The sequence below is a fragment of the Sphingomonas sp. GW821-FHT03E12 genome (genome assembly GCF_059420685.1).
The window spans coordinates 501,721-515,350 of the sequence record NZ_JBWKUF010000004.1; the positions used below are offsets into that span (position 1 = coordinate 501,721).

Here is a 13,630-nt window from a genome sequence, read left to right on the forward strand (position 1 = left end):
TGGGTGCGGCAATTGCGTTGACCCTCGCCACGACGGCGCCGGCCGAATCGCAGGAGGCCGCACCGGTCTATCGCGATGCGAAGGCGCCGCTTGAGGTGCGGGTCGCAGATCTGATGGCGCGGCTGACGCTCGACGAGAAGATCCTGCTGCTCGCGGGTGAATCCTCGATGGCGCTCAATCCGATCCCGCGCCTCGGCATCCCGGCGGTGAAGATGACCGACGGCCCGACCGGCGTGCGCTCGCCCGACGGGAAGCCGGCGACGGTCTTCCCGGTCGGCGTCGCGCTGGCGGCGAGCTGGAATCCCGATCTCGCTGCCGTGGTCGGCGCGGCGGTGGCGCGCGAGACCAAGGCGCATGGCGCCGACGTGCTGCTCGCGCCTACCGTCAACATCGTTCGCACCCCGCGCTGGGGCCGCAATTTCGAGACCTATTCGGAAGATCCGTTGCTCAGCGGTCGCATGGGCCTTGGCTATGTGCGCGGCGTGCAGGGCGAGGGGATCGGCGTCTCGCTCAAGCATTTCGCGGTGAACAACCAGGAAAGCTACCGCTTCGTCGTCGATTCGATCGTCGACCAGCGGACGCTCCGCGAAATCTACCTCCCAGCCTTCGAGATGGTGGTGCGTGAGGCCGATCCCTGGTCGGTGATGGCGTCGTACAATAAGATCAACGGCACTTACGCTGCCGAAAATCGCTGGCTGCTGACCGATCTGCTCAAGAAGGAATGGGGCTATCAGGGCTTCGTCGTGTCCGACTGGGGCGCGACGCACACGACCGCCGAAGCGGTCAATGCCGGCATGGATCTGGAGATGCCCGGCCCGCCCAAGCATTTCGGCGACAAGCTCAAGGCCGCGGTGGCCGAGGGCAAGGTCAGTCCGGCGCAGATCGACGACAATGCCCGTCGCATGGTCCGCCTGATCGTGCGCAGCGGCGTGATCGAGCGCGGCACGTCGCGTCCGGAAGCGGTGACGCCGCTGCGTCAGTCCGCGATTGCGCGCAAGGCGGCCGAGGAGGCGATGGTCCTGCTCAAGAACAATGGCGTGCTGCCGTTCGATCGCTCGATCAAGTCGCTCGCGGTGATCGGCCCCAATGCCGATGTCGTGCGGATGCAGGGCGGTGGCAGCTCCAACGTCGTGCCGTTCGAGACGCAGACGCCGTTGGATGCGCTGCGTGCGGCGCTGCCGGGCGTGCGCATCACCTATGAAAAGGGCGTCGACAATGAGGAGACGCCGCCCGCCGCCGATGCCAAGCTGTTCAGCCCGGACGGCAAGCGCGGCGAGACCGGGCTGACCGGCAGCTATTTCATGACCGCGGATGCGAGTGGCGAACCGGTCAAGAGCGAGCGCGTTACCCGCTTCGTGCGCTGGATCAGCGGCAATGTCGCCGGGCCCAAGGCGACCGGCTATGCCGCGATCCGCTGGGACGGGATGTTCTGGCCGCGCACCAGCGGCGTGCACGAGTTCAGCGTGCGCGGCACCGGTACGCCGCGCGTCACGCTCGACGGCAAGGTCATTCTGGAGAAGGCGAGCAAGGTCGTTCCCGACAATCGCGACGTGCTCGGCTTCCCGGTGCCTCGCCGGACCGTGCAGGTGACGCTGGAGGCGGGGCGCGGCTATCCGATCCGCATCGACTACGCCAATGGCGGCACGCCGTACGAGAATCTGAGCTTCGGCGTGCGCGAGCCGCAGCCCTCGTTCGACGCCGCGGTCGCGGCGGCGAAGGGGGCGGATGCGGCGATCGTGATCGTCGGCTCGTCCTCGACCACCGAGGGCGAGGGCTATGACCGCGCCAATATCGATCTGCCCGGCGAGCAGAACCGGTTGGTCGAGGCGATCGCCGCGGCCAATCCGAAGACCGCGGTGGTGGTCAATGCGGGTGCCGCGATGACGATGCCCTGGTCCGAAAAGGCACCGGCGATCGTCAGCATGTGGCTGCCCGGAGAGGGTGGCGCGGCGGCGCTGGCCGATGTGTTGACCGGCAAGGTCAACCCGTCGGGCAAGCTGCCGGTGACCTTCCCGCAGCGCAGCGGGGACGATCTGGCCGATCTCAAGACGTCGAAGAGCGCCTATTCGGAAGGGTTGCTGGTCGGTTATCGCGGCTATCAGGCACGCGGTGTGAAGCCGCTGTTCCCCTTCGGCCACGGGCTTTCCTACACCAGCTTCGCCTATTCGCCGCTCGGCGTGCCGGCGCGGGCGACGGGCGGGAAGCCGGTGACGGTGAAGCTGACGCTTCGCAACACCGGCAAGCGGGCAGGGCAGGAGGTTGTCCAGCTCTATGTCGAGCCGGCCAAGGCAATCCCGGGTGAGCCGCCGCGGGCGCTGCGTGCGTTCCAGAAGGTCGCGCTGCCCGCGGGCGGCAGGCGGGAGGTGACGCTGACGCTCGATCCGCGCGCCTTCTCCTTCTACGACGACAAGGCGGGCGGCTGGCGTGTGCGGCCGGGTGCGTATCGCGTGCTGGCGGGATCGTCCTCGGAGGATATCCGGCAGACCGGCGAAATCCGGGTCGATCCCTGATCCGCTTCAGAAAGCGGCATTCCGGTCTGGAAATCGGTGCCGGGGCTTCGTATAGGCTCCGGCACCGATCTTCGGCCCGCAGGCGCCGGTGATATGCGGGTGTGGCGGAATGGTAGACGCAGCGGATTCAAAATCCGCCGATGGCAACATCATGTCGGTTCGAGTCCGACCACCCGTACCAGCCTTCTGAACAGGGCAGGACATGCGAAAAGGGCCGGCGGTCATCCCGCCGGCCCTTTCGTGTTTCAGCCTGCGACCGGCCCGTCATAGGGCCGCCGGGCATAATAGCCGAACCCGGCGATGATCGCGTAGCAGAGCGCGGGCAGGATCAGTGCAAGGCCGAGGCTGCCGGTGGCATCGGCGAGCGCGCCGGTCGCCAGCGGCACCACGGCGCCGCCGAAGATCGCGATGTTGATGATCCCCGAACCGTCCGCCGCGCGGCCGCCCAGCTTCTCGCTGGCGAGGCTGAAGATCGTCGGGAACATGATCGAGTTCATCAGGCCGATCGCCAGCAGGCTGTAGCCCGCGACATGGCCGGTGGTGTTGGTGGAAATCAGGATCAGCGCAACCGCGCCAACCGCGACGAAGGCGAGCAGCTTGCCCGGGCTGATCACGCGCATCAGGCCCGATCCGATGAAGCGGCCGACCATCGCACCGCCCCAGTAGAAGCCGATCAGCTTGCCCGCGGCCTGCTCGTGCAGCCCCATCACGCCGGGCTGCATCAGATAGTTGACGATCAGCGAGCCGATCGAGACTTCCGCGCCGACATAGAGGAAGATGCAGAGCGCGCCGAAGCCGAAGCGCGGGCGGCCGAGCAGGTCGAGACCGGCAAGGCCGGCGCTCGCCTGGTGGCGCTCGCCCTTCAGCCGGTTGCGGAACAGCCAGACCACGCCGGCGACCACCGCCAGCGCCGCGGCGATACCGAGATAGCCGTGCATGATCGCCTTGCTCTCGGCCACGCGATAGGCTTCGAGCGCCGGGCCCGAGAGCTGGGCGGCGGTCACGGTGGCGAGGCTGCCGAGGATCAGGATCGACCCGACGATCGGGAAGATCGTCGTGCCGAGCGAGTTGAACGCCTGCGCGAAGGTGAGGCGGCTATGTGCCGTCTCGGGCTTGCCGAGCAGCGAGATGAGCGGGTTGGCGACGACCTGGACGATCACCACGCCGCTCGCCAGCACGAACAGTGCGAACAGGAACAGGCCATAGGTCGCGTTCTGCGACGCCGGGATGAAGAGCAGACAGCCGACCATCATCGTCAGCAGGCCCGCGACCGCGCCGCGCATGTATCCCAGCTTCTTGACCAGCTTCGCGCCGGGGATGCCGATCACCAGATAGGCGGTGAAGAAGCAGAACTGCACCAGCATCGCCTGGGTGTAGTTGAGCGTGAACAGTTCCTTGAGCTTCGGGATGATCACGTCGTTGAGCGAGGTGATGCCGCCGAAGATGAAGAACAGCGCGAAGACGAAGACCTGAAGATCGGGGGCGTTGATGCCCTGCGCGGTGCCGTCGCCGGACGCTGGATCGGTCGAACTCAATTGTGTGACGGGTGCGGCCAACGCCCCTCTCCCTGATAACGTTGTCAGTTGCGTGACACATACCGCGCGCCCGGCGAAAGGCGAATTGAAAATGCGTTTACAGGGGATGGTAGCGATAAAAGTGACCGGCGGCGGCCGAATCCGGGTCACCGTCTTCGGCTCTCTCGCCGGCGCCCGGAGAATATTTCTCGCGCCGATCGCGCACCGGGCGAAGGATTTTTCCGCGACAGGTCTCTATGCGGCTAGGGTAAGTTCAAATGCCCGCGAGAACAGGGAGCCGGATCAACGGCTGAGGGGATGGAAGTCGAGCGGCGGGTCCGCATCGCGACGTGGGTGGCCCGGCAGGTCATGCCCCACGAAGCGGACGTGCGCGCCTGGCTCCTGCGGTCGCGGGCGACGCCCGACGATGTCGATGAGTTGATCCAGGAGGCCTATTGCCGGCTCGCGATGCTCGACAGCGTCGAGCATATCGGCCGTCCGGACGCCTATTTCTTCTCGATCGTGCGCAACCTCTATGTGCGCCGCCTCAAACGCGCCCGGGTGGTCCCGTTCGAGACGATCGCTGCGATCGAGAGCCATCCGGCGGACGAGGCGCCGTCGCCCGAGCGTGAAGCCGGTGGCCGGCTCGAGGTGGAGCGCGTCCTCGCGCTGATCGCGCGGCTGCCTGAACGGTGCCGGCAGATCGTGCAGATGCGGCGGATCGAGGGGCTGTCGCAAAAGGAGATCGCGTCGCGCCTCGGCGTGACCGAGAAGGTGGTGGAAAAGCAGGTCTGGCAGGGCATCCGGGCGGTGCAGGCATTATGGCAGGCGGCCGATGCGGAGGCGGAAGCCCGTATCGACGCGGCCGAGAAGACGAGGGTTTCGAAGTGGCGCAAATGACGCGCGACATGGCCGATGAAGCGGCGCGCTGGACGGCGCGCATGGACGCGGGCGGCTGGTCGGAAAGCGACGAGGCCGAGCTTCAGCTATGGCTCGCTGCGCATCCGATGCACAGCGGCGCGCTGTTGCGGGCGCAGGCCGCGTGGATCTCGACCGATCCTGCGATCGCGGAGGGGGGCGAGGAGCGCGTACCCGCGAACCGTTTCTCGCGCCGCCGGGCCATTGCAGGGGGCGCGGGCCTGCTCGCCGCGTCGCTTGTCGGCGGGCTGATCTGGTCGACCCGCTCGATGCACTATGCGACGGGGGTGGGGGAGATCCGCCGCGTGCCGCTGGCCGATGGATCGGTCGCCGCGATCAACACCGCGAGCAGGATCGCGGTACGCGTCGGAGACAAGCGCCGGAGCGTCGACCTCGACGCTGGCGAGGCGTGGTTCCAGGTCGCGAAGGACGCGCAGCGGCCGTTCGTGGTGAATGCCGGGCGCGTGCGGGTGCAGGCGGTGGGAACCGCCTTTGCGGTCCGGCTGCGCGGCGACGGCGCGCAGGTGTTCGTGACCGAAGGCGTGGTCGAAGCCTGGGTCGAGGGTGCGGAGGGCCATCGCGTCCGCATCTCCGCGGGCGGAAGCGCCTTCGTCTCCAACGATGCCGCGATCGATGTCGCCGCCGCCGAACCCTCGGCGGTCGACCGCTCGCTCGCCTGGCGTGCGGGGAAGATCGATCTCGACGGCAGTCGCCTCGATGCCGCCGTCGGCGAGTTCAACCGCTACAATCAGCGCAAGCTGATCATCGTGGATCCGGCGCTCGCGGGGGAGGAGTTTGACGGCATCTTCCGCGTCGACGACCCGGCGGGTTTTGCGCTCGCAGTGCGCGACAGTCTCGATGTCCCGGTCGATACCGGGCAACCGGATGGTATCCATATCGGCAGACGGCCGAACTAAAAAATCAGGAAATGAAGCACTGGCGAAGGATTCTTCCCGGCCGGGTCTCTTGGGAGAGGTGAGCGGGTAAGAGCCCGACGCCAGGGGGAGAAAGACAGATGGGGGGAATTGCGCGCAACGCCTTTATGGCGGGAACCGCAGTCATTTGCGCGATGGCGACGCCCGCGCAGGCACAGGAAAAGCGTTTCGACGTTCCCGCGCAGGCGGCACGTTCGGCGATCGTGGCGCTTGCCCGCCAGGCCGATGTCCAGATCATCGCGTCGCGCGGCGATACCCGCGGCAAGCAGGCGAATGCCGTCAAGGGCAGCATGTCCGTCGAACAGGCGCTGGCGCGCATGCTTCAGGGAACCGGCCTCGTCGCACGCCGGTCGAGCGGGCAGACCTTCGTGGTCACCCGCGAACGCGCCCAGCCGGCGCCGGCTTCCACGCCGGCGGCTGCTCCGCGCACGGCTCCCGAGCCGGTTTCGCAGGCCACGCCCGAAGCCGCGCCGGCGGTTGAATCGGGCGAAGTGATCGTGACCGGCTCGCGCATCCGCCGCGAGTCCTTCGATACCGCCTCGCCCGTCACTGCACTTGGCGGCGACGAGATCGCCGAATCCGGCCGGACCGAACTCAGCGAAGTCATCGCCGAACTGCCTTCGGTCAGTTCGACGCTGAACGATCGCCGGAACAGCGGCGACGTCCAGAATGACGGCGTGAGCTCGGTCCAGCTGCGCAGCCTCAGCGACAATCGCACGCTGGTGCTCGTCGACGGCCGCCGCACCGTTTCGAACAGCGCCAACGCAAACCGGGTCAGCCTGAGCTCGATTCCGAGCGGGTTTGTGAGCCGCGTCGACATCATCACCGGCGGCACCTCGTCGGTCTACGGATCGGACGCCATCGCCGGCGTGGTCAACATCATCACTGAATCGAAGAAGACCGGTCTTCGCCTTGGCGCGCGCACCGAGTTCACCGATGCAGGCGGCGGCCGCGAACATGAGTTCGATGCCAGCTTCGGCACCAGATTCGCCGATGACCGCGGCTATTTCCTGATCAGTGGTTCCTACGACCGGCAGGACCCGATCCGCGCAAACCAGCGCGCGTTCGCGCTCACCCAATGGGAGTATGACTGGGATCCTGCGCTCGGCGGGATCAACGAATATGAGACGCTGTACACCGATGCGGCGGGTATCCCGACCAGCGGCGACCAGCCGATCGGCACTTTTCCGCCCAACAAGCCGGCCGATCTCTCCAGCTCGATCCCCGGCGGCGTCTTCTACGGATCGAGCAGCGCGCGCGACCGCTTCTACCGCGGCGGTACGCTGGTCCCGCTCGGCCCCGACGTTCAGACCGGCGCGGTCGTCAATGTCGGCACCAGCGATGCCGGCAACACCGGCTATTTCCTCCCCAACCGCGACGGGTTCAGTACCCGAAATGTGCGCTGGATCAGCGGCGAGCGCGAACGCTATCTCGGCGCCGCCAAGTTCGATTTTGAGGTGTCGGACAAGACCAGCATCTTCGCTCAGGTCCAGTATTCGAAGGTCAAGACGCTCAACTTTCGCGAGCCGAGCGCGATCACGGCGGACGACACCTTCCCGGTGATCGATCGCGTCACGGGCGTGGGCAGCGAAGTGACGCTCGGCCGCATCCCATGCCAGCGTGCGACGGGAACCGGCTCGGGTCCGTGCAATCCCTTCGTTCCTGCCGAAATCCGGGCCGACGTCACCACCGGATCGACCAACCGGGGTGTCTATTTCACCCGCCGTCTGGTCGAGCTCGGGCCGCAGGCGACCTATAACGACCGTGAAACCGTGCGCAGCTGGTTCGGCGCGCGCGGCGACGCCTGGGGCAATTGGAAATGGGAAGCGAGCTTCGCCTATGGCCAGTTCGTCCAGGATCAGGTGCGCGCGGGCGAGATCAACGGCCTGCGGCTCAAACAGGCGCTCGATGCGACAACGGTGAACGGCCAGATCGTCTGCCGCGACACGTCCAACGGCTGCGTCCCGATCAATATCTTCGGCGAAGGTTCGATCACGCCCGAAGCGGCTGCCTTCATCAAGGCCGATCTGCATCAGCGCGCGACGCTCAAACAGCACAGCTTCAGCGGCTTTCTGACCGGCGACCTGTTCGCCCTGCCGGCCGGCCCGGTGGGCGCCGCGTTCGGCATCGAATACCGCAAGGACAGCCAGAAGATCGAGGGCGACGATTATTCGCGCTTCGGCGGCACATCCGGCCCGCCGGTGCCCAATTTCGGCGGATCGATCTCGGTGTTCGAAGGCTATGCCGAGGTCAACGCGCCGCTGGTGAAGGACAAGCCCGGCATCGAACTGCTCAGCGTCGACGCGTCGGCGCGTGTCGGCACCTATGACATCAAGAATGTCGGGACGGTGTTCAGTTTCCGCGGCGGCATCCAGTACGCACCGGTCAAGGATATCCGGTTCCGCGCAAGCTTTGCGCGGGCGCAGCGTGCGCCCGACCTCACCGAGCTCTTCTCGCCGCCGCGCGGCGACTTCGACGACGTCAGCGACATCTGCGACGGCGTGACCCCGGCGACGGCGGGACGGATCGCGACGAACTGCCGGGCCAATCCCGGTATCCAGGCGCTGTTCGCGTCGCAGCTTGCGAACGGACAGCCGCAGCTGTTCGATCAGTCGGGCACGTCGATTTACAGCCCCAATGCCGGCAATCTGACGCTCAAGGAGGAAACCGCCGACACCTTCACTCTTGGCGGGGTGTTCACGCCCAGCTTCCTGAAGCGGTTCACGCTGTCGGTGGATTACTATGATATCCGGATCAAGGACGCGATCACCGCTTATGGCAATCAGGACATCCTGTCTCAATGCTATGACAGCGATCTGGCGACTTCGGCCAACCCGTTCTGCGGCGATGTCACCCGCAATCCGAACAACGGGCAGCTTTCCGGGATCATCCAGCGCGAGTTCAACCTTGCCGGGTTCAACACCTCCGGCATCGACGTGGCGGCCGAGTACCGGTTCGATTTCGACGGCATCGGCATCCCGGGAAAGTGGAGCGTGCGCTATGACGCGACCCACCTGCTGAAGTATGAGACCAAGTTCCAGGGGCTCACCGGTCTCGTCACGACCGACGAGCGGGGCGAGCTGGTCTCGGGGACGTTCAAATATCGTGCGCGCGGATCGCTGTCCTGGCGGCACGAGGGGCTGAGCCTGCGCTGGACTGCGATCTATTACGGCAAGATCTATGACAGCCTGACGCGTCTCAAGGAATATCAGACCTTCAAGGCGAGCAACCCCAATGCCGAATATCCGCTGTTCCTGAACATACCGGCGGTGTGGCAGCACAACGTCTATGCGAGCTATAATTTCAAGGTCCGTGATGCGAAATTCCGGCTCTACGGGGGTGTCACGAACCTGTTCGACAAGACCAGTCCGCTGTTGCCGGCGGGCGATGTGCTGAGCGGGAGCACGAACAACTACAACCCGACCTATGATGTTGCCGGACGCCGCTTCTATCTGGGCGTTTCGATGGACTTCTAGGACAGGGAGGGGGCCGCCGCCCCAGCCCCCGCGGCGGCCCCAAGAAGACGGGAAGACAGGTTGATGACCGCAAAAACTCTTTGGCTGACCTTCTGCGCCATGCTCGCGGCGGCGCCCGCAGCCGGCCAGACCCGGCCGGTGGCGCCGCAGCCGATGACCGCGACCGATCTGGTTGCGCTGGCGCGTGCGGCCAGCCCGCTCCCGTCCCCCGACGGCAGCGAGATCATCTACAAGGTTCGCGGTGCGAACTGGGCGCGAAACGCATCCACGACGCGCACCTGGCGGATCACCGCCTCCGGCATCCCCGAGCGCCTGCTCGAGCTGAAGGGAGAGATTGTCTGGTCCCCGGACGGGAAGTCGCTGGCCTTCGCGACCAAGCCCAAGGGGGGCAGATACGCCCAGATTCATCTCTACGTGCCGGGCAAGAAGGTGCGTCAGCTCACCCAGCTGCGCAGTTCGGCCTCCGATCTTGCCTGGTCGGGGGACGGGGCGCGGATCTATTTCCTGGCGGACAGGCCGGACGATCCCGCGACGGCCGCGCGGATCAAGGCGAAGGACGACATGTTCGTGTTCGAGGCGCCGCGCAGGCGCGCGACGCTGAACTATCTCGACCTCGCTTCGGGTCAGGTCGTTACCGTCGTGAGCGGCGATCTGGATGTACGCGGCTTCAGCATCGCGCGCGACGCCGGCACTATCCTGCTGAGGCTGGCGCCCTCGCGCCTGCTCGACGATCAGCCGCGATCGGAGCTCTGGCTCCTCGATCCCGCGACCGGAGTCCGGCGCCGGATCACGACCAACGACTATCGCGAAGACGATGCCCGGCTCGCGCCCGACGGCAAGTCCGCGCTGTTCATCGCCAATGCTGCCGGCGGCAAGTACGCCACGGTCAATGCACGGCTCTTCGTCATCGACATGGACAAGGGCGCGATCCGCCAGTTTGGCGAAGGGCGGCCCTGGGCGGTCAGGGATGCCTTGTGGTCGGCCGACGGGACGGAAATCTACTTCACCGCACAGGATGGCGTCCGCACCAATCTGCACGCCGTGGCCGTCGCAACCGGGGCAATCCGGCCGCTGGAGCAATGCGATTGCGTGATTTCGTCGCCCGCCTTGTCGCGCGACGGACGGAGCCTGGCCTATCTGCGCGCATCGGCCACCCAGCCGGCAGAGGTCGTACGCATCGACCCGGCGGGCTCGAATGCGCCGGTGCAGGTCACGGCGGTCAACAACGACATCGGCAGGCGCTTCCAGCTTCCGCGGCAGGAGGCGATCCGCTGGGCCGGACCGGAAGGGCAGGCGCTCGAGGGGCTGATCACCTATCCGCTCGGCTACACGCCCGGCCAGCGCTACCCGCTGATCGTCCAGAGCCATGGCGGCCCGCGCTCGGCCGATCAGTTCAACATCTTTTCCTATGGCCGCTTCCTGCCGCTGCTGGCCTCGCACGGCTTCGTCACGCTGAGCGTCAACTATCGCGGCGGCACCGGCTATGGCGACGCCTTTCTCCAGGGCATGAACGGCGACTATTTCCGGGTCGCTGATCGCGACGTCCTGTCCGGAGTCGATGAGCTGGTGAAGCGGGGGATCGCCGATCCCGCGAAGACCGGCGCGATGGGTTGGAGCGCGGGCGGGCACATGACCGCGCGCCTCATCACCGTGACCGATCGCTTCAAGGCCGCGATCGTCGGCGCGGGCGCGGTCGACTGGACGTCGATGTATCTCGGCTCCGACACGCGCTGGCAGCGCAAGGAATGGTTCCTCACCCCGCCTTATGGCAGCCAGGCGCGCCGCGACCTCTATCTGCGCAACTCGCCGCTGGCTTCGATCGACGCGGCAAAGACGCCGACGCTGATCCTGGCAGGCGCCGAGGACCGCCGCGTTCCCCCCGCGCAGTCGGTCATGCTGTTCCGTGCGCTCAAGGATCTCGGGGTTCCGACCGAACTCTATCTCGCGCCGCGCGAGCCGCACAATTTCAAGGAGCTGCGCCACCAGCTCTTCCAGGTGAACACCAGCATGCGCTGGCTCACAACCTATGTGACCGGGAGCAGCTATGTGCCGGCAATCGCTCCCGATACTGCCGCGGATCCGGCGGATGACGATGACGGCGCGGAGGATCCCGCAGAGCCCGAAGACGCACTGGAATTCGGGCCGGAGCAGGGGTGAACGGCAGAAGAGATCGAGCCGGTCCGGCGGACTAGCGCATCAACCTCAGCTCGACCAGCAAGCCGCCTTCAGGATGATTGCGCAGGGTAAGGTAGCCGCCGGTTGCGCGTGCCTGCGCCTGCGCGATCGTCAGGCCAATCCCGGTACCGGGCGTGGTATCGTGGCTTCCGCCCCGAACGAATGGCTCGAACGCGCGCGCGATCAGCTCTTCGGGCATGCCGGGACCATGATCGCGAACGCTGACGATCACGGCGCCGGCGTCGCGGCGGCAGGTCACCTCTGCGCCGCCGGCATAGCGGATCGCATTGTCGACGACATTGCCGAGGCATCGGGACAGTGCATCGGGCTTGACCCGCACGCGCGCGCCGCAGCCTCCGGTGAACCGGACCGCATGACCGAACTCGGCGGCATCCTCGACCATCGCGGCGAGCATCGAATCAAGGTCGATCACCGACCATTGCTCCGCGCTTTCGCTGCTCCGCGCGAGGTCCAGCCCGCGCCGGACCATCGCCAGCGTCGCCGACAGGTCGGTGACCAGCCGCTCGCGCAGCGCGGCATCCTCGACCTGCTCGAGCCGCAGCCGGAGCCGGGTGAGCGGCGTCTGCAGGTCATGGCTGATCGCCGCAAGCAGGCGGGTGCGCTCGCGCAGCCCCTCGCGCACCCGCTCCTGCATCGCGTTGAAGGTCGCCAGCGCCTGCCGGACGTCCTCCGGCCCGCGCTCGGGCACGGGTTCGGCGTCGATAGACCGGGCAAAGGCGCGCGACGCGGCGGCGAGGCGGCGGATCGGCGCGGTGGCGATACTGGCGACCAGGATCGACAACAGGGTACTCGCAGCGATGATCAGGACCAGGAAGAGCGGCTGGGTGATCGGGCTCGGCGGCGAGGCCAGGCGCGGCATGTCGACGCTGATGCGCACCGTCTCGCCGCCCGAGGTCACGGTCAGCAGCCAGCATTCGGGCGAGATCGGGAATTTGAACCCGGCCACGCGCGGCTGCTTCCAGAAGGGCTCGTTCGAGATGCAGACCGACGGCGCGACCTTGAACAGGGCGAGCGCCATGCCCGCCGGCGCGCGCCCCCGCGCCATGTCGGTATGGGCCTGATCCAGCGTCCCGGGAAAGTCGACCTGGGGCGGGATCAGCCTGACGCCGATAAGCCCGCGATTGCGCAGCTGATCGAGCGTGCCCTGGCGATTACGCTCCAGACGGCCGGCCACGTCGATCGCGCTCAGCACGACCTGTTCGCCGCGCCAGCGCTGATAGTCGGCCTGCCGCACCTGATCGGCGACGAACAGCGCGGCGATCGCAGCGCACGAGATGCCGACCGCCAGGATCAGCGCGATCCGTCCGGCCAGCGACAGGACGAAATGCCGCAGCCCGCGCCAGGCCGCGATCATTCGAACGCCACGTTTGCGGCGAGCAGATAGCCCTGGTTGCGCACGGTCAGGATCAGCTCGTCGCTGCCGCCCACCCGCGCGAGCTTGTGGCGCAACCGGCTGATCTGGTTGTCGATCGTGCGGTCGAACTCGGCGGTGGCGCCGCGGCTGGGGAACAGCGCGGAGCGGGACAGCGGCTGGTGCGGCGCTTCGATCAACCGGTTCAGAATGGCGAATTCGGTCGAGGACAGCATCACCAGGCTGTCGTCAGGCGCGATCAGCCGCCGCTTGACCAGATCGAGCCGCCAGGGGCCGAACCGCGCAACCTGCGCGCCGCCGGGCCTAGCCTCGACCCGGGGCCGCCGCCGCAACAGGTTGCGCACGCGGGCGCTCAGCTCGCGCGGCTCGAACGGTTTGGTAAGATAGTCGTCGGCACCGAGCTCAAGCCCCAGCACCCGGTCGATCGCACTGTCGCGCGCGGTGACCATGATGATCGCGCCTTCATGCCCTTCGGCACGAAGCTGACGGCACAGGGTCAGGCCGTCGCCATCGGGCAAATTGAGGTCGAGGACGATCAGATCGACCGGCTCGCGCGCGAGCGTGGCGCGGACCTGGGCAACGTCCCCGGCAGCGTGCAGCGCATAACCCTCGCGGGCGAGTTGCTGGATCACCAGCTCGCGGATGTCCGGATCGTCATCGACGACCAGCAGCCGCGGCACATGCCCGAAATCGTCAGCCAACCCATCCT

Annotated in this window: 8 protein-coding genes and 1 tRNA gene; 6 read left to right on the top strand and 3 right to left on the bottom strand. The window is 66.9% G+C overall.

The features are described 5' to 3' along the window. Positions 1-17: 17 nt before the first annotated feature. The gene (locus tag AC07TU_RS15675; protein WP_495188848.1) at positions 18-2,510 is read left to right on the top strand and encodes a glycoside hydrolase family 3 C-terminal domain-containing protein; all 2,493 of its coding nucleotides are present in this window, start codon (positions 18-20) and stop codon (positions 2,508-2,510) included. 95 nt (positions 2,511-2,605) lie between these two features. After that, positions 2,606-2,691: transfer RNA gene (locus AC07TU_RS15680), tRNA-Leu, on the top strand. A gap of 64 nt (positions 2,692-2,755) precedes the next feature. On the opposite strand, the gene AC07TU_RS15685 is transcribed toward AC07TU_RS15680, so the two are convergent. After that, complete coding sequence (locus AC07TU_RS15685) at positions 2,756-4,045, bottom strand: sugar MFS transporter (RefSeq protein WP_495189026.1); 1,290 nt, start codon at positions 4,043-4,045, stop codon at positions 2,756-2,758. A gap of 333 nt (positions 4,046-4,378) precedes the next feature. Between AC07TU_RS15685 and AC07TU_RS15690 the strand changes: the two genes are divergently transcribed. The 4 genes from AC07TU_RS15690 (at position 4,379) to AC07TU_RS15705 (ending at position 11,510) form a co-directional block, all read left to right on the top strand. Next, positions 4,379-4,924 carry an RNA polymerase sigma factor gene (locus AC07TU_RS15690; protein WP_495188849.1) on the top strand — a complete coding sequence of 182 codons (546 nt, stop codon included), beginning with the start codon at positions 4,379-4,381 and terminating at the stop codon, positions 4,922-4,924. Beyond that, entirely contained in the window at positions 4,921-5,859 is a 939-nt protein-coding gene (locus AC07TU_RS15695) for a FecR family protein (RefSeq protein WP_495188850.1), read from the top strand. Before AC07TU_RS15690 ends, AC07TU_RS15695 begins: the two co-directional genes overlap by 4 nt. Positions 5,860-6,011: 152 nt before the next feature. After that, complete coding sequence (locus AC07TU_RS15700) at positions 6,012-9,353, top strand: TonB-dependent receptor (RefSeq protein ID WP_495188851.1); 3,342 nt, start codon at positions 6,012-6,014, stop codon at positions 9,351-9,353. Positions 9,354-9,416: 63 nt separating this feature from the next. After that, on the top strand, positions 9,417-11,510 hold the full coding sequence (locus AC07TU_RS15705; protein ID WP_495188852.1) for an alpha/beta hydrolase family protein: 2,094 nt from the start codon (positions 9,417-9,419) through the stop codon (positions 11,508-11,510). A gap of 31 nt (positions 11,511-11,541) precedes the next feature. On the opposite strand, the gene AC07TU_RS15710 is transcribed toward AC07TU_RS15705, so the two are convergent. Both AC07TU_RS15710 and AC07TU_RS15715 read right to left on the bottom strand, forming a co-directional pair. Further along, positions 11,542-12,903 (bottom strand): ATP-binding protein, encoded by a 1,362-nt coding sequence (locus AC07TU_RS15710; RefSeq protein ID WP_495188853.1) that lies wholly within the window; start codon positions 12,901-12,903, stop codon positions 11,542-11,544. After that, positions 12,900-13,622: a response regulator transcription factor gene (locus AC07TU_RS15715; RefSeq protein ID WP_495188854.1), complete on the bottom strand. Its 723-nt coding sequence runs from the start codon at positions 13,620-13,622 to the stop codon at positions 12,900-12,902. Before AC07TU_RS15715 ends, AC07TU_RS15710 begins: the two co-directional genes overlap by 4 nt. Positions 13,623-13,630: the final 8 nt, after the last annotated feature.

Coding starts and splice junctions, on each gene's coding strand:
- AC07TU_RS15710 (WP_495188853.1), bottom strand. CDS start 12,903: ATGATCGCGGCCTGGCGCGGGCTGCGGCATTTCGTCCTGTCGCTGGCC.
- AC07TU_RS15700 (WP_495188851.1), top strand. CDS start 6,012: ATGGCGACGCCCGCGCAGGCACAGGAAAAGCGTTTCGACGTTCCCGCG.
- AC07TU_RS15705 (WP_495188852.1), top strand. CDS start 9,417: ATGACCGCAAAAACTCTTTGGCTGACCTTCTGCGCCATGCTCGCGGCG.
- AC07TU_RS15695 (WP_495188850.1), top strand. CDS start 4,921: ATGACGCGCGACATGGCCGATGAAGCGGCGCGCTGGACGGCGCGCATG.